We start from the raw sequence: 20,501 nt of genomic DNA on the forward strand, positions 1-20,501 counted from the left end.
GACAATTCTTATTGCCTAAGTCGGCTTTATTTTTCTGATAATTAATACAATTACATGGAGAAATGAGTCAAAAAACGAACTATTTAAAGCGTCTAATCCCATTTATTAAATAATACGTTAAACGCTCACAGATGTTTAAAGCAACAAACCATTAGTGATACTTTAAATCATTTATTTGATTCAAATAAATGATTTATTACACTTACCGCTTGCCTTACAATCATCATGACGCCATTTCTCGATTGATTAATACCATTTGTTAACTGACCTAATGCATACATATTTTTAAGCGTGCCATACCTTGGACTTATAATTTGATTTGTTTCAGCTACAATTTGTATACCACCAAGTGGATGCGCTTGTACTACTTGTCTATTTTCTAAATTCAACACAAGTTGATCATCACTATCAAGATCTGAAAGTTGTGTTTTCGAACCTGTCGCATTAATGACTACATCACTATTTTCTACCGAACCGTCTTGAAATTCTAATTGAAATCTATGTTGACTATGTTTAACAGATTCTAAGCCCTTCTCAATTTTAATTAAGCCATTATTAATGTGTTCAATGAGTAATTGTGCAGTCTGTGGAGGCATTGGATTAGAATTTTCTTTTAAAATACCATGATAATTTGATAAAAAATGTTTTTGGTCAGTACGACTCAAACTATTCCATATCCAATTTAAATTTTCTTTGGCAAGCTCAAGTATACTTTGGAATTTACCTAACTCCTCTGCATGTTCTAAATCGTAAGTTAAATCTATAATCGGATCATTTGTTCTTCGATGCACAAGTGTTTCTACCGGAATTTCATAATGTGCACAGTCTTTCATAAATAACCGCATTGCCTCATCTAATGGCACATTTCCAAAATGTTTCTCTTTAATTTCATTAAAATTTTCAGGAGTTAAATATTTAAATTCAATATCAGGCATCTCACCTCTAACACTCGGTAAGTGACCCTTACGACTTGTAACCGTAATTGGTAAATTAGGATGATGCGCTGTTACATAGCGAATCACATCAAGACTTGCTAGTCCAGTACCAATAATAGAAATTCTATCTGTATCTTTAACATTATCTAACGTATTATATGTAGGATACGGTGTTTGTATATATCCTTTCGTGCCTTTCAATTTGTATGGATCATGATAAGACAACGTGCCTATAGCTAAAAATACTACATCATACTGCTTTCGATTTTCTATGTTATTTGCAGTACAAACATTATATTGTATATCTGTTTGACCTATATCTGAGTCAATAAAGACTTCAGAAACTTCTTCACAAATTTGGTGAATATTATCATACTGATTGATAAATTGTTGCAAATAATCTTTCATATAATGTCCAAAAATAAACCTCGGCAAATACTTCGGATTTGAAAACTTAAATGTTGATTGATTTTCATACCATTCATAAAATTCCCGTTCATTTTCTAAATTCAATGACATCTCTTCTGCAGGTAAATTAATTAATAATTGGTCACTATCGTTTTGAAACGGCACACCTTGCCCCATGTTTTTAGGGTTATCATATACATCGATAGCTAATTCAGAAAAACGTTCCTGTTTGACTAATTCCTTTAGCAAACTCACACCTGCCGTACCCATACCTATGATTGCAATCCTCATAGTTCACATCCTAACTAAACTTATTTAAGCTTTATTATACCAATGATTTATCTTACTTTACACATTAATGGTTTACAGTTGTTTCATCCGTTAAGTTATAATGTTTTATTAAATATGTTATTCTAAATATATTGAGAAATTTATTTTTTTGTATTTTAAATAAGGAGTATAATAATGAAATTTTTAAAACGATTTGTCATTTTGGTTTTATTTAGCACAATTTTTTTAGCAAGTTGTGAATTACCTGGCCTTGGTGGTGGACAATCAAAAAGCACTGTAAGAATATCTGCATTAGCCACAAGTGAATCCCAGATTATGGCCTATATGTTAAAAGAGTTAATTGAGCACGATACTGATGGGAAAGTAAAAGGTTCAATCATTAATAATTTAGGTTCCGCAACCATTCAACATAATGCATTAATGAATGGTGATGCTGATGTATCAAGCACACGATATACTGGTACTGATTTAGTAGGTGCACTTGAACAGAAACCAATCACCGATTCTACCAAAGCTATGCATGTTACAAAAAAATTATTTAATCAAAAATTTGATCAAACGTTTTTTAATTCATACGGTTTTGAAAACACGTTTGCCTTTATGGTCACAAAAGAAACAGCCAAAAAATTCAACTTACATACTGTTTCAGATTTAGAAAAAGTAAAAGACAAAGTAAATGTTGGCACAGATACCACGTGGATTAAACGCGGTGGCGACGGTTATGCCCCATTCCAAGAACATTACGGTTTTGCTTTCAATTCTATAAAACCTATGCAAATCGGACTTGTTTATGATGCATTAAAAAACCAAAAACTAGATGTTGCACTTGGCTATACTACAGATGGTAGAATTGCAGCATACGATTTAGTGGTTCTCAAAGACGATAAAAACTTCTTTCCGCCTTATGATGCCAGTGCAGTAGCGCCAAATAAACTTTTAGCTCAACAACCAGAACTAAAAAAAGCAATAAAAAAATTAGAAGGTCAAATCAGTACAGAACAAATGCAAAAATTAAATTATGAAGCTGATGGTCAAGGTAAAGAACCTGCCATTGTTGCGAAAGAATTTTTAAAACAACATCATTATTTTGATAAAAAATAGTATTGATTTCTACCTCTATATGCTTTGTTATTTTCAATGCACCTATTATCTTAGGTACATTCAAATATGAATTAGGAAGTGAAATAATGAAATTTATATTCAAAGTTTTCATATCTGCTTTGTTATTGTTTTTGCTTATTGGACAAAAAAATAAAGCACAGTAAAACACAAACGCATCTAAAAAGAGCCTAAGGCATCTATTTATGTCTTAGGCTCTTTAAATTATTGTTTATGTTTATTATCATCTTTATAAACAAAATATTTATAATACTTACCTTCTGTTTTCATATCTTCATAAAAGTGTGCCATTAATGAAGCGTTACTTTCTGCCCATTTTATGTCAGTAGCATATTGATGTTCGCCTGGATTTTTCGGATTCCATCTCATACTATATAGCGTATTTTGATCTTTATTTGATAAAAAATGTCCATGAATAAAGTTAGCACCGCCACTAATTGCTTTTTGTGGTGTATCCCATCCATGTTTCTTGGCATATTCAGACCCTGTTTTAATAGGATCTTCATCTAAAGCACCTACACCGAAGAAATTATAGTATTTTTTACCATCAATCTCTACGCCACTTGAAAGTTCACTTTTAGCAGAACCTGTTTCAAGCAATGCGTGTGAAATTAAGTAGACCTCATTTACATGTTTGTCTTTAGCAGCCTTTATAAATTCATCAGAATGCTTAAGTAATGTTGGGTTATCAATTAACATACGTTTGATTCTGTTATGGTCAATACCTTGATATTTATCTAATTCTAAAAATTGGTATTTTTGCGTATCACTCTCAATAAACTTACTACTATCCATCGCAGCTTTTATTTCAGTTGACGATGCGTCTCTCCATGTTTTGTTATCTTTACTTGAAACTTGTTGGCTTGTGTAGTTATCTATTTGCTTTTTAGATGCTTTATCTAAAGTTACTTTTAAATTATCAACTTTTTCTTGTTCATCTACTTCTTTAAAAAAGATTTGATCTGAAATCATTGAAAATACAATAATTGCAGCTACACCTAAGATTACCAATAAACCTATAATTGATAAAATTGAGCCTTTTTTATGCTTCGTCATGTTCCACACCTCTTAGGTAATAATTAGGAATGAGAAGTCTCTATCATTTATGTATCAATGCGCTTGAGACTATCTGATAATAAATTCTAACACTAAATAGTTAAACGCACAATTTTATCTAAGTGTTGTTACATATTCATAAAAAAAGTAATGAAATTTTAATTTCATTACTCTTGACTTTTACGATATTCCATTATGATAAAGCTCGATGCTTGTGATCTATTTTTATAATAATAACGATTCAAATCAATCGTACCTTCAATTTCTCCATCACGATACATCATTTCATTTGTTAAGTTATTTATCATTACAAAATCTGATTTATCTTTAATCATATCTAAATCATTATGTTTAGCAAAAAAATGCTCTAAATTTAAATGTGCGTAATCCATATAAACCTCCTGATAATTGTCCGAAGATAATAATACATCTTTTAGTGTTATATCTCTAAGTTGAATACGCGTTCATGTTATAAAAACTAAAATTTATTACTCTTATGTTATCTATTTAACACCTATTATCTATATTTAGCAAATGAAATTTATTATTTGTCTTTATAAAATGAATTTATCCGGAATTACAAGTTGTATATACAGCAATAGGAGGCACCAAATGCACTTTAGTAAAATTTATAATAAATCAAAACACATCATATATGTTCTTCTAAAAAAATACAATATTAAGTACAATAATGATGAATTTGTACAATTACTCACGATTAAATTATGGGAACTATCCAGAAAGTATAATGCCCAAAAATCTTCTTCATTTCAATCTTATTTATATACACGGTTAAATTTCTATTTAATTGATTTATTTCGTAAGCAACACAACACTTATGAAATATGCGAACCATTTGATGAAGTACGTTGTCATCAAATTCCTAGCATCTACCTTGATAGTAAAATAGAGGCTCATCATTTCTTAACAACGCTTACAACACAAGAACAACAGTGGTTACAATTAAAATTATATGGTTATAAACAAAAAGAGATTGCACAACACCTAAAGTGTTCAATATCAACCATAAAAAATATACAGCAACGTGTTCAAGTAAAATATTCTAAATACTATAAATTTTAATGAGGTGAATTTAATGAATAACCTTGCTAAACTATTATATTTCAAAACCGTTATCGGTCCCGAATTACTTACCATTTGTCAATATACAACACATCAATTTACGTATCCATCTTCCATTAATCAAACATTAAAATATATCCTTGAAACCAACCATCTTTCTTTACCCATACAAATTAAGCAAGCTAAGGACATACTTAAAATACGAAAACTCATCCCCATCTATATTAATAACCATACGATCGTCTTCCCAATTAAAGCAAAGCGCTCCCCAATACAATATTTTATCAATGCATTAGCAATTAATGGCTTAAAATCACAAGGTGCACAAACAGTTATTTATTTTGATAATGCAACTTTTATCATAGTTGATGTAGCATATATCGTTGTACATAAAAAATGGCAAGAAAGTTTAACACTTTCTCACCTAATAGATAGTTAGTATTTTATTACAATGCTTTGTTATGCTTATATTCTAATAATTTTTTCGTAAAGTAACCAGTGACCAACCTAATTAAATACAAACTAACAATAACAAGTAATAATGCTCCAATAAATGTTAATATGACTGTCAGTGTCGATAACTGTACTTCTGGTTTTATAAAATATTGTACAGCAGTTAAACTTGTAATAAAACCAAACAAGAAAATACCTAATAACATAATATATGTAAATAAAATACCTAATAATAAAGCAAATAACTGCGTAGACGATACTACTTTTTCTTTAAAAACATATTCTTTTAAAAATTGATTAGAAAATGCAATAGGTCGATTTAAATGTTCATTATCATGCTTTTCAACTACGCTTTCCAAAACAGAATCCAATTTACTTTTTTCTTTTTTATTTAAAAACCATAACTGCTTTTTAACTTTTTGCTTAAAAATATTTGCTTTCATTTAATATGTACTCCTTTAGCAATTTCGCCATACATCTCTTTCAAATAGTAATGAAATTATCTCAATGAATCAATTATAATTGAACACATTTTTTACAAATTATGCATCAACGACATCTAGTCCCATTAATGTAGCGAATTGAATTGCTTGTTCTTTAGATACCTTACACCCAACTAAATCTTCTTTATTGACGACAATTGTTTCAAATTGTGATGTGCTTAAATCACAACCTTTTAATGGCGTTTGATGTATTGTTACGTGGTTCATGTTTGTTTCATCGAATGTAATTTGTTTTAATGTTGATTCATAAAAAGCACCATGTTCAAGTTGACACGTATCAAATAGTAACTTATCCATTTTAGAGTCTATAAAACTAACAAAATTAGCTTTAACTTCACAAAATGAAGTATGACCCAACCTCATTTGTTTTAAATAAGTCCCTGTCATACGACAATTTTTAAATATCACTCTATGTAAACTACCATGTTCCATTTTAACATTAGAAAAATCACAATTTTCAAAAATCACGTCTGTAAAATTTACACGTCCTATATCAGAATTAGTAAAGTTGCAATTTGTGATGCGTGAACCATATATCAATAACCTATCTAAAGTTTGATCAACGAAATTTGAATGATTAATAGCTGCTTGCTCTAAAATATCGTCTTCATCATCAAAAACATCAGTAAGTATTTTATAATCTAAACTAACATTTATTTTGGGCTGTTGCAGTTTCTTTATTGTATCTCCTATTCAATCAATCTATTTCACTATATATTAGCAAATACGTAGGTGCTCTGTACATGACTTAATATATAATTTAATATTTATGTATAAGTATAATGGGCTTGCTAATGACTTAACTATTTTTTAACAAAAAAATTGAGTCTGAAACATCTATTGATGTCTCAGACTCTTTTTCAATTGAATAGTAGACGTAAGGTACCATTTTCAATATAAAACTACATTCATATTTTACATGAACTTGTCGTCACTATGAATAAGTTTTAGCTCAGGTAAACCTCTATCATCCCATCCATAAAAAGTGGGTGTACGTAATCTTTATTGTAAAATTCGTTTGTTATCCCACTCATAATTAAATTCATTCTAAAGTTTTATAGAATAGATAAACCAGAACTTTGGATGTCTTTAGCAAATCCTTGTACAGTGTCTACTGATAATTCACTAATATCACGACCAAGATTATTATTTACTTTTTTAACAACATCTGCTGGACATGTGATAATATCTGCACCGACTTCGTCTGCTTGAATGACATTAATCACTTCACGACAGCTTGCCCATAGTAATTTAACGCCTTCTTTACTATGCGTTACTTCTGCTGCTTCTTTCATCAATGGAATAGGATCTACACCTGTGTCAGCAATACGACCAGCGAAAACTGATACATAAGTTGGTACACCTTCTGTTACAGCATCAGTAATTTCTTTAACTTGGTCTAAAGTATAAACAGCAGTTACATTTAAACGAACGTTTTCTGCTGATAATTTTTTAATTAGAGAAATTGTTGATTCACCTTTAGTGTTTACAACTGGAATTTTAACGAATACATTGTCACCATATTGTTTTAAAATTTCAGCCTCTTTTGCCATAGTTTCTAAATCATCTGCGAATACTTCAAATGAAATAGAAGCATCAGGAATTTCACGTACAGCTTCTTCAGCAAAAGCTTTATAGTCCGTTACACCCGCTTTTGCCATTAAACTAGGGTTAGTTGTGAAACCATCAACCTGTTTGTTTTTATAAGCTGCTTTCATTTCTTCAATATCTGCACCATCTGCAAACACTTCAACATTTAAATTTACCATTACTAATTCCTCCTGACTTAAATAAATAATTCAATTAAGAATTATTTTCTAACGGTTATTAACCATACAGTTTATTTATACCATCAATATTAGAAAAATTCTAATTTTTTGCTTAAAATCTTATCATTCAATACATCTTCATAATCAATTCACATCAGTCAACGATTTAATTTGACGCACTTTTTAAAACTCAAATATCAGAAAATAATATAAAATAGTAAATTTCATTAAATATTCTTATATTTATGGTATCATTGTAAAATGAATTGCACTAGGAGGTAAATATGGCACGTTCAAAACTTTATTTTTATTTATCTAGTTTATTAGTAATTATAAGTCTTTATTTTAATACTAGAAATCCTCTACTAAGCACACATTTTAGTTCAATGATTAAATTAATATTTGTGTGTAGTATCATTAACGCTATTATTTTAATTATTTCAATTATATTTGCAGATAAAGCTATCAAACATTTACATAATGATTCAGATTGGATTAGAATAGCCAGCAAAATCTTGCCATACATTATTTTGGTGGTATTAATCATTCATATCATTGCTTCCCTATCAACGTTTGGTATTATTTTCTAGTTTATAGTAAGGATGAGATGTAGAATGTATTTTAAATTTTACTCAAAAATTTCATCTACCAACTTTAGTAATAGTGAAATATAAAACCATATTATATGTTTTAACACGTAAACATTAATTTTTATCAACTTCTACCAATATGATTGACGAAACTGGGGCATTTTTTAATTATGTTCCAGTTTTTAATTTTAAGGAAGGACATACATTAATATGCAATATTTATTTATTTTTCTAGGTGGTGCTGTCGGTGCATTACTAAGATATTTACTTTCATTTATAAATACATCTTTTGAAATGCCTATTGGCACATTTATTGCAAATTTATGCGGTGCATTTTTGATGGGGTTTCTTGGCACTCTAGCTATCCAATACTTTAATAATAGCCCAATGCTCAAAAAAGGTATCACAACAGGTTTTATAGGATCACTGACTACCTTCTCGACGTTTCAATTTGAACTTATACAATTTTTTGAAAGCGGCTCTTTTATTTTACTCATTGTATATGCATTAACGAGTTACATCTTTGGTATCTTACTATGCTTCTTGGGTGTTAGATTGGGGGCTAAAATTTCATGATTCAATGTATATTAGTTATGCTAGGCGGCGGCATTGGTGCGGTAATTAGAGGATTCGTCACAAATGTATTTAATCAGAAATTTAATACTTCCCTTCCTATACCTACACTTTTAGTAAATGTAGTAGGCAGTTTTTGTATCGGACTACTTATGGGTATGTGTTTAAATATAAATTGGATTAATCCTTTTATTATCGTAGGCATACTGGGTGGATTAACTACATTTTCAACTTTGTCTTCCGAACTCGTTAAATTATTGACAACACCGAAACAAATCAATTTATTTATACTTTATTCTATTTTACAATATGGCGTTTCATTCGTAGCCTGCTTGTTGGGTTACTATCTTTTTTAAATCTTCTTAGCAACATACTAGATAATCTTCCATCCATAAATAAAACAGTCTGAGACCTTTAATGATGTCTCAGACTGTTTTTGATTATGATGTAAGTATAAAGCAACACACTTTATACTTAAACATCGATTCATGTATTCCAATTAAAGTAGCAGGACTTATACCTAAACTTCAGTCAAAGTAGCCCTCTATACTACAATCCATGTTTAGTGGAGCTAAGTCATCTTTATTAAAAAATCGGTTTCCACCTTATTTTTTATTTCATCGACTTAGTGACCATTGTACCCTATTGGATCTGGTCCAATCCTTTTATCTTCATTCAGGCTATCTAATTTTTCAATTTGAGTTGGTGTTAAATTAAAATCAAAGACATTCAAATTTTCTTCAATTCTAGACGGTGTAACTGATTTTGGTATCACTACTACACCGTGTTCAATATTCCATCTTATAATGACTTGTGCTGGTGATTTTCCAACTTCTTCTGCTACTGATTTAACGGTTGCATCCTCTAAGATTTGTGCATTCATTAATGGTGACCACGATTCCATATGAATATTTTGTACTTCTAAATATCTTCTTAGTGATTCTTGTAATAAGTATGGGTGAAATTCAACTTGATTAATGACTGGTTTTATAGAAACCTGTGCCAATAATGCTTCTAAATGTTCAACATTAAAGTTACTCACACCAATATTTTTCACTTTATTATCTTTATATAAATCTTCCATCCCTTGCCAAGTGTCAATCATTAAAGCTTCATCAGTACCTGGCCAATGCATTAAATACAAATCAAGATAATCTAAGTTAAGTTTTTTTAGACTCGTTTCATATGCAGTTTCAACATTTTTGCGACCATAATCATCTAACCACAATTTTGATGTAATAAACAAATCACTTCTTTTCAGTCCTGTAGAAGCAAGACCTTCCGCAATACCTTCGCCAACTTTATCTTCATTTTCATAAATCATGGCTGTATCGATATGTGTATAACCACTCTCAATCGCATGTTTAACCGACGCTTTACACTCATCGTTATTTTCAACACGGAACGTTCCTAAACCTACTATAGGCATTTCATTGCCATTATAAAAACTAATATTTTCCAAGTTAAAGTCCCCTTTTAGTTAAGTTAATGTTTATATTAATGAATATTATCAAAAATATAAATAATAATGCTTATAAATTTAAAAATATCTATTCAGGATACTTTTAATTAGAACAATTTAAAAAGTCGAAATATTATTATATATGACAAAAAGCTACAGACAAAAGTGAACTAACTTTGTCTGTAGCTTTTTTATATCTCATAATATTCTAATTAAATGATTCGATTTCATCCATTACACGTTGTAAGTCTTCAACATTGTATTGAATGCGACCATGAAAGACAAATTTATTAAAGAATTCGTCTAATTGTTCTGGTCCTACTAAAACTTTTGAATTTGAACTTTGTGCATAATTTGTAATCGTAACATCGCCATCATTTTTAGGGTTGAAGTATAAGATAGTTGTTGGTGTAAATTTTAAATTTAATTCTGTTTGGATATCACCAGCAAGTCTTTCAATTTCATTTAAATGCGTCGTGTAATTAACAAATGATAAAGCATCTTTATCTTCATTTTGATCTAAGACAAGTGTTTGTGGAACTTGACCATCAAGATCTAATGTATTAAATACTTGTTCCATCATCGGCTGTTCTTTAAATTGTGCAGCACTTACGCCATTATACACATGACCTTTAAGCAATTGTGAATCAATGATATATAAACCTGTACGTGTTAGGACTAAGTGACTGATACGTTGCACATCACTAAACTCATTCCTTGGTAAAAAGATATTTGCCATAATATGCATATCTTCTGGACGAATTCTTTTCTCATTTACAAGTCGTTCGCGAATACCTATTAATCTCATATCAGTTACATATTCACTTTGATTTTTAGAGAATAATTTTAATGCATCAATTTCTCTATCTTTAGAATTAACCGCAGCCGTATATTCTTCTTTTTGTTTTGTTACCGTTTTTTTATTTTCAATTCTTTCTTTTTCTAGCTCTTCTTCATGCTCATCGCTCAGTTGTTGCTCTCTTGATTTATATTGCGCTTCAACTTTTTCTTGCGCTTTTTTCTTACTTTTTAAAGCAACAATAAATAAAATCAAACAAATGACTGCTACGACAATTGCCACGATTAAACCAATCTCTATTGGTCCAAATGAATTCATAACAAAAACGCTCCTTTATGTGTTCAGTAACTTAATTATAATAGATATGCGCATCGTATTCGATAGTAAAGTTTAAAATTTAAACATTTTGTCTCAGTTTAAGCTTTGACACTATCTTTTAATAAGTTAACTTTATCTAATTTTTCCCATGGTAATAGCACATCAGTACGTCCAAAATGACCATATGCAGCTGTTTGTTTATAAATTGGATGTTTTAAATCAAGCATTTTAATAATTCCGGCAGGTCTTAAATCAAAATGTTTTCTTACAGCTTCTACTAATTCATATTCACTGACTTTACCAGTACCAAATGTATCTATTGAAATTGAAACCGGTTCAGCAACACCAATCGCATACGCTAATTGTACTTCACATTTTTCAGCCAATTGAGCTGCAACAATATTTTTAGCTACATAACGTGCAGCATATGCAGCTGAGCGGTCAACTTTAGTTGGATCCTTACCACTGAAGCATCCACCACCATGACGTGCATATCCACCATATGTGTCCACGATGATTTTTCGACCTGTTAGTCCTGCATCTCCTTGAGGACCGCCGATTACAAATCTACCAGTTGGGTTAATATAAAATTTCGTCTGTTCATCTAATAATGACTCTGGCACTGTTGGATAAATAACGTGTGTTTTAATATCATCTTTAATTTGATCCAATTCAATATCTTCAGCATGTTGCGTAGATAAAACAATAGTATCTATTCGAACTGGTTTATCTTGTTCATCATATTCAACTGTCACTTGAACCTTTCCATCAGGACGCAAGTATTTTAAAATTTCATCTTTACGTACGTCAGATAAGCGTTTAGCTAACTGATGTGATAAGAAAATGGGTAACGGCATATACGTATCTGTTTCATTAGTTGCATAACCAAACATCAAGCCTTGATCTCCTGCACCCGTAGCTTCAATTTCCGCTTCAGAAGCTTCGTCGCGATATTCTAAAGCTGTATCTACACCTTGTGCGATGTCAGAAGATTGTTCGTCAATTGCTGTTAATACAGCCATCGTTTGGCTGTCATAACCGAATTTCGCACGTGTGTAACCTATTTCTTTAATTGTTTCTCTAACTACTTTTGGTATATCAACATAAGTTGTTGTTGAAATTTCTCCTGAAATTAAAGCCATACCTGTGGTTACAGTCGTTTCACAAGCCACACGTGCATTTGGGTCATCTTTTAAAATTTCATCTAAAATCGCATCCGATACTTGGTCAGCAATCTTGTCCGGATGCCCTTCTGTTACAGATTCTGAAGTAAACAATCTTTTATTATATGTCATAATTTGCTCCTTTAGTTTTAAATTACGAAAATTCTCTCTCTGTTGAGCTCATTAAAAAAGGCCTTCTACACTATAGTAAATAGAGAGAAGGCCCTTTATACGTCCATTCGCTCTTATCGTTCAGACGCTATTTGTCTGCAAACGGTTTGGCACCTTTCTTCAATTAAGAAGAGGTTGCTGGGCTTCATTGGGTCCATGTCCCTCCGCCACTCAGGATAAGAGAATCCGTTAATCTATATAGTACCTAATCTAACATATAATGTCAATTTTACATTTATTAATATTTATTTAAAATTCCTTTGAAATTGGTGTGGACTATTAATCTATATATGTTATACTCTGTAATTGTAAAGGCTTACATCAACTAAATAGTGTGGAGGGATCAAGTATGGCGGTAGATACATACACTTATACAAGCAAAATTGAAAGCATTTTAGACAAGCAATCTTCATTATTTCAATTATCTACAACTCAGTTGTATAATAAAATTTTAGAAAATAATGAAGGCGAACTAACGGAATTAGGCGCCATCAATGCAAAAACTGGTAAATATACTGGTCGTTCACCAAAAGATAAGTTTATTGTCACTGAGCCATCTTATAGAGATGACATCGATTGGGGCAACATAAACCAACCTATCGAAGAAGAAAAATTTCTAAATTTATATGATAAAGTATTAAACTATCTTGATAAGAAAGATGAGCTTTATGTTTTTAACGGTTATGCAGGTAGCGATGAAGATTCACAGTTAAAACTCACTGTTGTTAATGAATTGGCTTGGCATAATTTGTTCGCTCAAAACATGTTCATCCGTCCAAGTACAAATGAAGAAGCTCAAGAAATCAAACCAAACTTCACTATTATTTCTGCACCTCACTTCAAAGCAGACCCATCCATAGATGGTACAAATTCAGAAACCTTCATTATCACATCATTTAAACATAAAGTAATCCTAATAGGTGGAACTGAATATGCTGGTGAAATGAAAAAAGGAATCTTCTCCGTAATGAACTACTTACTGCCTAAAGATGACATTATGAGTATGCATTGTTCAGCAAATGTTGGCGAAAAAGGCGACGTAGCTCTATTCTTTGGTTTATCAGGTACTGGAAAGACAACACTTTCTGCTGGCCCTACACGTAAACTCATCGGTGATGATGAGCATGGATGGAATAATAACGGTATCTTCAACATCGAAGGTGGCTGTTACGCAAAAGCAATTAATCTATCACAGAAAAAAGAACCACAAATTTATGATGCTATTAAATACGGAACAATTCTAGAAAACGTTGTTGTTGATGAAGAAGGCGATGTTGATTTTGACGACAATCAATACACGGAAAATACTAGAGCTGCATACCCTATTCACCACATTGATAATATTGTGACACCATCTAAAGCAGCGCATCCTAATACAATTATTTTCTTAACTGCAGATGCATTTGGTGTATTACCACCTATTTCAAAATTAACCAAAGACCAAGCGATGTATCATTTTTTAAGTGGTTTCACTGCTAAATTAGCTGGAACAGAACGAGGCGTTACTGAGCCTGAACCATCATTCTCTACTTGTTTTGGTTCCCCATTCTTACCATTAAACGCTAAAGTTTATGCTGATTTATTAGGTAACTTAATAGATAAACATGGCGTTGATGTTTACTTAGTTAACACGGGTTGGACTGGCGGAAAGTATGGCGTTGGACGTCGTATTAGCCTAAATTATACAAGACAAATGGTTAATCAAGCCATTACAGGTAAATTGAGAGATGCAGAATATGTGAAAGATGATATGTTCGGATTAGATATTCCTGTTGAAGTAGAAGATGTCCCTCAAACATTGCTCAATCCTATCAATGCTTGGAGTAAGCCAGAAGCATACAGAACACAAGCTCAAGATTTAATTAATCGTTTTAAATCTAATTTTGAAAAATTTGGAGAAGATGTTGACGAATTAGCCGTCAATGGCGGATTTGAATAATTTAAAATATTAGAAAAGTAGCCATGTAGTCTTCTATTACAATAGAAAACTACATGGCTACTTTTTATTTGTAAATACTTTATATCTATAACATCTTATCTATCATATTGGTCTTTAAGCTTGTTCTGTTCAACATCATCCATCCACTGTTTAATTGCCAGTAGCGTATCTTTGAGCGCAAATGGTCTTGGTACGTGTCCCTCCGACATTTGGTAATAAGTACGAAATGTCGCACCAATCTTTTCAAGTTGTTCCACTAAATAGTAAGCATTATGAATACCTACTTGTTTATCCTTACCCCCATGAACTATAAATATGGGCGGGCTTGTGTTTTTAATTTGAGCGATAGCATCACGTTGTTTATAAGCTTCTATATTCTTTTTAGGATCTCCAATCATACGTTTAAGCATTCCCCTTAAATCAACGCGTTCTTCATACATCAGATTTATGTCTGAGACACCGCCCCAAATAATATAACTCGTCACCGGTAAATCTTGAAATGTTAATAAACCTTGAAGTCCACCTCTAGAAAAACCAATCATGTGAATGGGAATACCAGGGTACTTTTGATTTAACAAACGTATCGCAACTGTAACGTCATGCAGATCCGAACCATAAAACTCATCTTTGCCTTCGCTACCATTATTACCTCTATAATAAGGTCCAAAGACCAATGTATGTTCATCCGCAAATTGCATCAATCTTCCCGTTCTCACCTTACCTACTTGCCCTTTACCACCTCGTAAATATAAAACAATTCTCTGCACTTTTGCATGAGGTGTCATCAGCAGCCCCTTAACATTTAAATGATCTACTCTATAGATTACTTCATCAAATATATGGCTATTTGATTCAACCGGCATTCTCTTTTTATGAATAAAATCCAAGTTCAATCACTCTCTCTAAACATTGTAATATTGCTGGATCTTTCAATAAGTAACTTTTTTTATCTTCTGGAATCTCAGATAATGATTTATACAATAGTGGTCCATCCGTTTCAAAATAATCTGGTTGCTCAGTGATAGCTTCTATCTCCACCATAAAGACATCTTTAGTAAAGGACATTCCAATTTGACGATCAACCTTATATTGCGCTATGTATTCACAGTATTTAATCGTTGCGCCAGTTTCTTCAAAGACTTCTCGTGCTGCAGCAGTTTCACTCGCCTCACCTTTTTCTCTTTTACCACCCGGAAATTCAATACCACGTATTTTATGTTTTGTGAATAACAAGCTACCCTTATATTTAGGGATTATAAGTACATGATTACCGTTGGCATAATCTGCTTTCTTTTTAAATGTTAGGTACACATCGTCATTTTCTTTGTCTTTAAACTTCACATACATCACTCTTCCCCTTATTATGTTAAACTAGCTATGCTAAGATTTTTGTTGGAGGCAAAATTATGAAAACTATATTTCTAGGACTTATCCATATATATCAACGCTTTATATCACCATTAACCCCTGCAACTTGTCGTTTTTATCCAACCTGTTCTGAATATACTAGAGAAGCCATAGTAGTGTATGGTCCCTTCAAAGGCACATGGTTAGGTATTAAAAGAATTTCAAAATGTCACCCGCTTCATAAAGGTGGCTTTGATCCCGTACCGCTAAAGAAAACAAAGCATAAAAAAGATAAAAACATTAACAAATAAAATTCAATATCTTATGATTTACCACTGGAGGCTCAAAATAAATTGAGCCTCCTTTTAATATACCTGCCTGATTAATCATATCTACCTCGTAGTAATAACCTTCTGGTGTAATATCACTAGGATAATCAGCATATTGTGCTAACATCGCTGTAAAATACCTACTTAGGCCATATTCATACATACCACCTATCACGATTTTCACATCTAGAGTATTGAGCATTTTTATCAAATCCATCACTTTATCTATGCCACCCAATCTAAATGGTTTTAACACAACGACATCAATGCCAAAATCATTAATAGCTTGTGAAATAAGTGATTTAGATGTCGCTTTCTCGTCAATCGCAACGGGTGGTAGTTCATTTTTTTCAAAATGTGTTAAATGTTGTAGTGACTTAAAAGGTTCCTCAATATATAATATTTGCGCTTCACTTAGTGTTTTTAATTTATCATAATCTACTTTGCTTAATGATTCATTCGCATCGATGGCTATATCAGGTCGAAAAGCTAATTGTGACACCTTTTCCACATCATCTAAGATATCAGCATTCCATTTAAGCTTTACGCGTTGCGGTTGCGTTTGAACAAGTTGTTGAAAATTTCTTGAAGTCATGCCATTAACTGTCGCGCCATAAGGCACATTCAATGATTCTAAAACATGAAACATTTGATAACAAGCCATCACCAACATGCTACGTGTTGCAGGATAATTAGATAATTGCGTTAATGCATCTTGAATTTCTAAAAAAGAATGAAACGTTTTACCCTGAACCTGTTGAAACCATAGTTTTGAAAAATGTTTTACATCCTCTATTGTTTCATTTGCATACCAATTCGTTTCAAACGCATTGCTTTCACCAAAATATGATTTACCTTTATCTGTTATTAATTCAACGAAAATCGCTTTGCGCGTATTCATTTTTACTTTAGGGGTAATGACAGGTGTTTTAAATTTTGCATTATAATCATACAAATGCATGTTAACTATTTTCATATGTACTCCTTAGTTAAGATTATAAACGCGTTCTTTGAAGTTTACCAGTTGACGTGTAAGGTAAACGAGATACTCGTTGAAATTGTTTAGGTACTTTATATTTTGCAAGTTTTTCTTTAAAAAACACAGTTAATTGTTCTTCTGCGATATCTTTATTTGCAACATAATACAGATAAGGTACTGAACCCCAAGTATCGTCCTCAACACCGATACACATAGCATCTTCGATATTAGGGAATTGTTTGGCTACAGATTCTATTTCAAATGGGTATATGTTTTCACCACCGCTAATAATTAAATCTTTTCTACGATCGTATATCATGACGTAGCCTTCCTCATCTATTTCCGCTATATCACCAGTTTTAAAATAACCGTCTTCGAATGTATCCATTTTTACTTTAGGAAAAAGATAACCATCCATTACATTTTTACCTTTAATCAATAGTTCTCCATGTCCATCTATATTAGGTGATTTAATTTTAACTTCAACATCATTACTCGGTTTGCCAACAGTATCAAATCGATGTTCAAGCATTTCAGGTGTCGCCGTTAAAAATTGCGAGCATGTCTCTGTCATGCCAAACGAATTATATATTGGTAAATCATAGCTTAAAGCTTGTTGAATTAAGTTACGAGAAAGCTTAGCCCCACCTAACAGTATTTTCTCAATATAGAATGGACGGTGTAATCCAGCATCCATTAACCATTTTAATGTTTGTGGCACTAGCGATACATGCGTTGGCGCTTCATTTTTTATGATATTTAACATTTGCTCCGTATTAAATTTTGATTCTAACCGTAATGTGAAGCCTTCAATTAATGAACGTAATACGACACTTAATCCTGAAATATGATATATCGGTAACACAGATAACCATTTTGTTTTCTCATTAAAACCCAAGCTTTCTCGACATCCAAGAGCACTCGCCAAATGATTATTGAATGTTTGCGGCACTGCTTTTTGTGGCCCTGTAGTACCGGATGTAAACATAATAGATGCTATACGCGTTAATGAAAATATCTCTTCAAAATACTTATCATTATTAACTGAAATAAGCTCATTAAAAGGCACAACTTGAATATGTTCTAATTCAAGATCATGCATGGAAATTACTGTATCAACATTTATTGAATCCATCTGTGCTATCATCTCATTTCGAGTTAACCGAGTATTTATCATAGCTGCTTCAATCCCTGCCAGCCAAGCAGCATTAATAAGCAAAACAGATTCAATAGTATTATCAATATAAAAGCCTATTCTCTTTTTATTTAACTGATGTAAAGTAAAAGCAAGTTTTGAAGCTCTGTCGTACATTGTCGCAAACGTGACTTGCGTTTCACCATCATCAATAAATATATGTTCACCCTTTTGTTGCGCCTGTTGTTTTAACCAAAAATCCACTTCATCATTCCTCCATCTCATACTCATTATAACGTGTTTAGTCTTATTTAACAGTGTCTGCACATCAACAACAAATAACCTATTAAACTCAAATGTTATAATTAAAGGTAAACACGTTAACATTACCCCGATGACCACAAAATAAAAAAGCATCCATAAATTGCCTGGATGCCTTTAATCCTAAGACTTACTATATAAGGTGTTGATTACCCATAGAAATGGATAGTCTATTCCACATATTAATTTGATTAATAATTAATACTAAATCTGTATATTCTTCTTCAGAGAATAATGTACGTACCTCATCATACAGTTTATCGGGCACACCATTTTTAGAGATATATGTAATTGCTTCTGCTAATTTAAATGCTAACTTTGCTTTTTCAGAAAAAACATTCGTATCATCCCAAGCATTTAATAAATATATTTCTTCTTCTGAAACCTTCATTTTTCTAGCATCTGCAGTATGCATGCCAATACAAAATGCACAACCATTGATTTGTGAGACGCGTATTTTAATCAATTCACGTAGTTTTCTATCTATCGATGTTTTTTCAATTGTTTCTCTAAATCCATAATTAACCCAAGTTCTTCTTTTGCGATTTCATAATAGTCTATTCGATTATCCATGAATGAACCTACATATCTTTTTAAACGAAGTGATTTATCTTTAAATTAATTAAAAATAAAAAATAATACTTGCAATCGTTGATATTTTACCACTATTAAAGCGTTGACAAACTTATTTTGGATATCTGCTATAAATATACAAGATTTGTAAATCAGACCCTAATTTTATTTTCGTTCAACTCATTATTTAAACTAATAAAAAACCTCGTTATTCAACACTTTAATAAATGTAGAATAACGAGGCATCTATTATTAGCGGAGAGTGAGGGATTCGAACCCTCGAGACGCTTGTGGCGCCTACACACTTTCCAGGCGTGCTCCTTCGGCCAACTCGGACAACTCTCCATATAAAAAAACAGAAGCGATAATTCACTTCTGTTTGTATGACCCCGACGGGACTCGAACCCGTGTTACCGCCGTGAAAGGGCGGTGTCTTAACCGCTTGACCACGGGGCCATGGCTCCACAGGTAGGACTCGAACCTACGACCGATCGGTTAACAGCCGATAGCTCTACCACTGAGCTACTGTGGAATAATTAAAATGGAGCGGGTGATGGGAATCGAACCCACAACATCAGCTTGGAAGGCTGAGGTTTTGCCATTAAACTACACCCGCACTTTAACGATTATGGGGCGGATGATGGGAATCGAACCCACGAGTGTCGGAACCACAATCCGATGCGTTAACCACTTCGCCACAACCGCCAAAGTATAAACTTTAAAAGAATGGTTCAGGACAGAGTCGAACTGCCGACACATGGAGCTTCAATCCATTGCTCTACCAACTGAGCTACTGAACCATAATAAAAATGGCGGTCCCGATGGGATTCGAACCCACGATCTCCTGCGTGACAGGCAGGCGTGTTAACCGCTACACTACGGGACCTATTTAAAAAGTTGCGGGAGGCGGATTTGAACCACCGACCTTCGGGTTATGAGCCCGACGAGCTACCGAACTGCTCCATCCCGCGTTAATAATATTTATGACGCCTACCCAATTAATATATCATAAACATTTACTTAATGTCAACGTTTTTTAAAATTAATTAACATTAACTTAATTCGAAATTAAAATTCAAATGCGATAATTGATGTTTGCACATCTCGTATCAATTAGGACTTACTCAGTATATAAATTTTTCACATGATAGTCAATGGATTCCAGAAATTATTTTGTGTAAAAAT

At 32.3% G+C, this 20,501-nt stretch carries 21 protein-coding genes, 8 tRNA genes, 2 pseudogenes and 1 riboswitch; of the genes and pseudogenes, 8 read left to right on the forward strand and 23 right to left on the reverse strand.

Going from position 1 to position 20,501, the window contains the following annotated elements; genetic code table 11:
- Positions 1 to 167: 167 nt before the first annotated feature.
- A complete protein-coding gene (locus tag ACM595_RS04225; protein ID WP_002482974.1) occupies positions 168 to 1,634 on the reverse strand; it encodes an FAD/NAD(P)-binding protein in 1,467 nt (488 codons plus the stop codon).
- A 174-nt stretch (positions 1,635 to 1,808) separates the two neighbouring features.
- Between ACM595_RS04225 and ACM595_RS04230 the strand changes: the two genes are divergently transcribed.
- Positions 1,809 to 2,735, forward strand: a complete 927-nt coding sequence (locus tag ACM595_RS04230; protein ID WP_037538233.1) for an osmoprotectant ABC transporter substrate-binding protein — start codon at positions 1,809 to 1,811, stop codon at positions 2,733 to 2,735.
- 222 nt (positions 2,736 to 2,957) lie between these two features.
- On the opposite strand, the gene ACM595_RS04235 is transcribed toward ACM595_RS04230, so the two are convergent.
- On the reverse strand, positions 2,958 to 3,809 hold the full coding sequence (locus ACM595_RS04235; protein ID WP_002482919.1) for an N-acetylglucosaminidase: 852 nt from the start codon (positions 3,807 to 3,809) through the stop codon (positions 2,958 to 2,960).
- Between the two features lie 167 nt (positions 3,810 to 3,976).
- On the reverse strand, positions 3,977 to 4,201 hold the full coding sequence (locus ACM595_RS04240; RefSeq protein WP_002482918.1) for a hypothetical protein: 225 nt from the start codon (positions 4,199 to 4,201) through the stop codon (positions 3,977 to 3,979).
- A gap of 220 nt (positions 4,202 to 4,421) precedes the next feature.
- Here ACM595_RS04240 and ACM595_RS04245 point away from each other — a divergent pair, with 220 nt between their 5' ends.
- Together ACM595_RS04245 and ACM595_RS04250 are read left to right on the forward strand one after the other, a co-directional pair.
- Entirely contained in the window at positions 4,422 to 4,892 is a 471-nt protein-coding gene (locus ACM595_RS04245) for a sigma-70 family RNA polymerase sigma factor (RefSeq protein WP_037538168.1), read from the forward strand.
- A gap of 13 nt (positions 4,893 to 4,905) precedes the next feature.
- The gene (locus tag ACM595_RS04250) at positions 4,906 to 5,331 is read left to right on the forward strand and encodes a competence protein ComK (protein WP_041080046.1); all 426 of its coding nucleotides are present in this window, start codon (positions 4,906 to 4,908) and stop codon (positions 5,329 to 5,331) included.
- 7 nt (positions 5,332 to 5,338) lie between these two features.
- Here ACM595_RS04250 and ACM595_RS04255 read toward each other — a convergent pair whose 3' ends face one another.
- From ACM595_RS04255 to ACM595_RS04270, 4 genes and pseudogenes are all read right to left on the reverse strand, one after another.
- Positions 5,339 to 5,788: a hypothetical protein gene (locus ACM595_RS04255; RefSeq protein WP_011302838.1), complete on the reverse strand. Its 450-nt coding sequence runs from the start codon at positions 5,786 to 5,788 to the stop codon at positions 5,339 to 5,341.
- Between the two features lie 99 nt (positions 5,789 to 5,887).
- A complete protein-coding gene (locus tag ACM595_RS04260) occupies positions 5,888 to 6,145 on the reverse strand; it encodes a pentapeptide repeat-containing protein (protein WP_002482914.1) in 258 nt (85 codons plus the stop codon).
- A 156-nt stretch (positions 6,146 to 6,301) separates the two neighbouring features.
- Positions 6,302 to 6,388, reverse strand: a pseudogene (locus tag ACM595_RS04265) (pentapeptide repeat-containing protein); the annotation flags it as partial.
- Between the two features lie 515 nt (positions 6,389 to 6,903).
- Positions 6,904 to 7,617 carry a transaldolase gene (locus ACM595_RS04270; RefSeq protein ID WP_002482913.1) on the reverse strand — a complete coding sequence of 238 codons (714 nt, stop codon included), beginning with the start codon at positions 7,615 to 7,617 and terminating at the stop codon, positions 6,904 to 6,906.
- A gap of 284 nt (positions 7,618 to 7,901) precedes the next feature.
- Here ACM595_RS04270 and ACM595_RS04275 point away from each other — a divergent pair, with 284 nt between their 5' ends.
- From ACM595_RS04275 to ACM595_RS04285, 3 genes are all read left to right on the forward strand, one after another.
- On the forward strand, positions 7,902 to 8,207 hold the full coding sequence (locus tag ACM595_RS04275; RefSeq protein WP_011302835.1) for a hypothetical protein: 306 nt from the start codon (positions 7,902 to 7,904) through the stop codon (positions 8,205 to 8,207).
- A gap of 210 nt (positions 8,208 to 8,417) precedes the next feature.
- Complete coding sequence (gene crcB, locus ACM595_RS04280; RefSeq protein ID WP_419744449.1) at positions 8,418 to 8,783, forward strand: fluoride efflux transporter CrcB; 366 nt, start codon at positions 8,418 to 8,420, stop codon at positions 8,781 to 8,783.
- On the forward strand, positions 8,780 to 9,136 hold the full coding sequence (locus ACM595_RS04285; protein ID WP_037538161.1) for a fluoride efflux transporter FluC: 357 nt from the start codon (positions 8,780 to 8,782) through the stop codon (positions 9,134 to 9,136). The genes crcB and ACM595_RS04285 overlap by 4 nt, the downstream gene beginning before the upstream one ends.
- Positions 9,137 to 9,405: 269 nt before the next feature.
- Here ACM595_RS04285 and ACM595_RS04290 read toward each other — a convergent pair whose 3' ends face one another.
- The 3 genes from ACM595_RS04290 to metK all read right to left on the reverse strand — a co-directional run bounded on the left by ACM595_RS04290 (position 9,406) and on the right by metK (position 12,654).
- Positions 9,406 to 10,242, reverse strand: a complete 837-nt coding sequence (locus ACM595_RS04290; protein ID WP_002482912.1) for an aldo/keto reductase — start codon at positions 10,240 to 10,242, stop codon at positions 9,406 to 9,408.
- Between the two features lie 208 nt (positions 10,243 to 10,450).
- Positions 10,451 to 11,359, reverse strand: a complete 909-nt coding sequence (locus tag ACM595_RS04295) for a nuclease-related domain-containing protein (RefSeq protein WP_002482911.1) — start codon at positions 11,357 to 11,359, stop codon at positions 10,451 to 10,453.
- Between the two features lie 98 nt (positions 11,360 to 11,457).
- The gene (metK, locus tag ACM595_RS04300; protein WP_002482910.1) at positions 11,458 to 12,654 is read right to left on the reverse strand and encodes a methionine adenosyltransferase; all 1,197 of its coding nucleotides are present in this window, start codon (positions 12,652 to 12,654) and stop codon (positions 11,458 to 11,460) included.
- Between the two features lie 110 nt (positions 12,655 to 12,764).
- Positions 12,765 to 12,876: riboswitch (SAM riboswitch) on the reverse strand.
- A 166-nt stretch (positions 12,877 to 13,042) separates the two neighbouring features.
- Between metK and pckA the strand changes: the two genes are divergently transcribed.
- Positions 13,043 to 14,632 (forward strand): phosphoenolpyruvate carboxykinase (ATP), encoded by a 1,590-nt coding sequence (gene pckA, locus ACM595_RS04305; protein WP_115340571.1) that lies wholly within the window; start codon positions 13,043 to 13,045, stop codon positions 14,630 to 14,632.
- A gap of 95 nt (positions 14,633 to 14,727) precedes the next feature.
- Here pckA and ACM595_RS04310 read toward each other — a convergent pair whose 3' ends face one another.
- Both ACM595_RS04310 and ytkD read right to left on the reverse strand, forming a co-directional pair.
- The gene (locus ACM595_RS04310) at positions 14,728 to 15,519 is read right to left on the reverse strand and encodes an alpha/beta hydrolase family protein (RefSeq protein WP_181875514.1); all 792 of its coding nucleotides are present in this window, start codon (positions 15,517 to 15,519) and stop codon (positions 14,728 to 14,730) included.
- Positions 15,503 to 15,979, reverse strand: a complete 477-nt coding sequence (ytkD, locus tag ACM595_RS04315) for an RNA deprotection pyrophosphohydrolase (RefSeq protein ID WP_041080050.1) — start codon at positions 15,977 to 15,979, stop codon at positions 15,503 to 15,505. Before ytkD ends, ACM595_RS04310 begins: the two co-directional genes overlap by 17 nt.
- Positions 15,980 to 16,038: 59 nt before the next feature.
- Between ytkD and yidD the strand changes: the two genes are divergently transcribed.
- Entirely contained in the window at positions 16,039 to 16,290 is a 252-nt protein-coding gene (gene yidD, locus ACM595_RS04320; RefSeq protein WP_011302826.1) for a membrane protein insertion efficiency factor YidD, read from the forward strand.
- Here yidD and menC read toward each other — a convergent pair.
- From menC to ACM595_RS04375, 11 genes and pseudogenes are all read right to left on the reverse strand, one after another.
- Positions 16,280 to 17,284, reverse strand: a complete 1,005-nt coding sequence (menC, locus tag ACM595_RS04325) for an o-succinylbenzoate synthase (RefSeq protein ID WP_115340570.1) — start codon at positions 17,282 to 17,284, stop codon at positions 16,280 to 16,282. The two genes, yidD and menC, sit on opposite strands and share 11 nt — an antisense overlap.
- A gap of 19 nt (positions 17,285 to 17,303) precedes the next feature.
- Complete coding sequence (gene menE, locus ACM595_RS04330) at positions 17,304 to 18,686, reverse strand: o-succinylbenzoate--CoA ligase (protein ID WP_115340569.1); 1,383 nt, start codon at positions 18,684 to 18,686, stop codon at positions 17,304 to 17,306.
- 190 nt (positions 18,687 to 18,876) lie between these two features.
- Positions 18,877 to 19,316 (reverse strand): annotated as a pseudogene (locus tag ACM595_RS04335) (carboxymuconolactone decarboxylase family protein).
- A gap of 256 nt (positions 19,317 to 19,572) precedes the next feature.
- Positions 19,573 to 19,661: transfer RNA gene (locus ACM595_RS04340), tRNA-Ser, on the reverse strand.
- Positions 19,662 to 19,700: 39 nt separating this feature from the next.
- Positions 19,701 to 19,772: transfer RNA gene (locus ACM595_RS04345), tRNA-Glu, on the reverse strand.
- A 1-nt stretch (position 19,773) separates the two neighbouring features.
- Positions 19,774 to 19,848, reverse strand: a tRNA-Asn gene (locus tag ACM595_RS04350).
- 10 nt (positions 19,849 to 19,858) lie between these two features.
- Positions 19,859 to 19,932, reverse strand: a tRNA-Gly gene (locus tag ACM595_RS04355).
- Positions 19,933 to 19,945: 13 nt separating this feature from the next.
- A tRNA-His gene (locus ACM595_RS04360) sits at positions 19,946 to 20,021 on the reverse strand.
- Between the two features lie 22 nt (positions 20,022 to 20,043).
- Positions 20,044 to 20,116 (reverse strand) — tRNA-Phe (locus ACM595_RS04365).
- Between the two features lie 10 nt (positions 20,117 to 20,126).
- Positions 20,127 to 20,202: transfer RNA gene (locus ACM595_RS04370), tRNA-Asp, on the reverse strand.
- 11 nt (positions 20,203 to 20,213) lie between these two features.
- A tRNA-Met gene (locus ACM595_RS04375) sits at positions 20,214 to 20,287 on the reverse strand.
- Positions 20,288 to 20,501: the final 214 nt, after the last annotated feature.

Origin of the sequence: Staphylococcus sp. LKG3-1 (genome assembly GCF_048568385.1) — a bacterium.
GTDB classification, from domain to species: domain Bacteria; phylum Bacillota; class Bacilli; order Staphylococcales; family Staphylococcaceae; genus Staphylococcus; species Staphylococcus saprophyticus.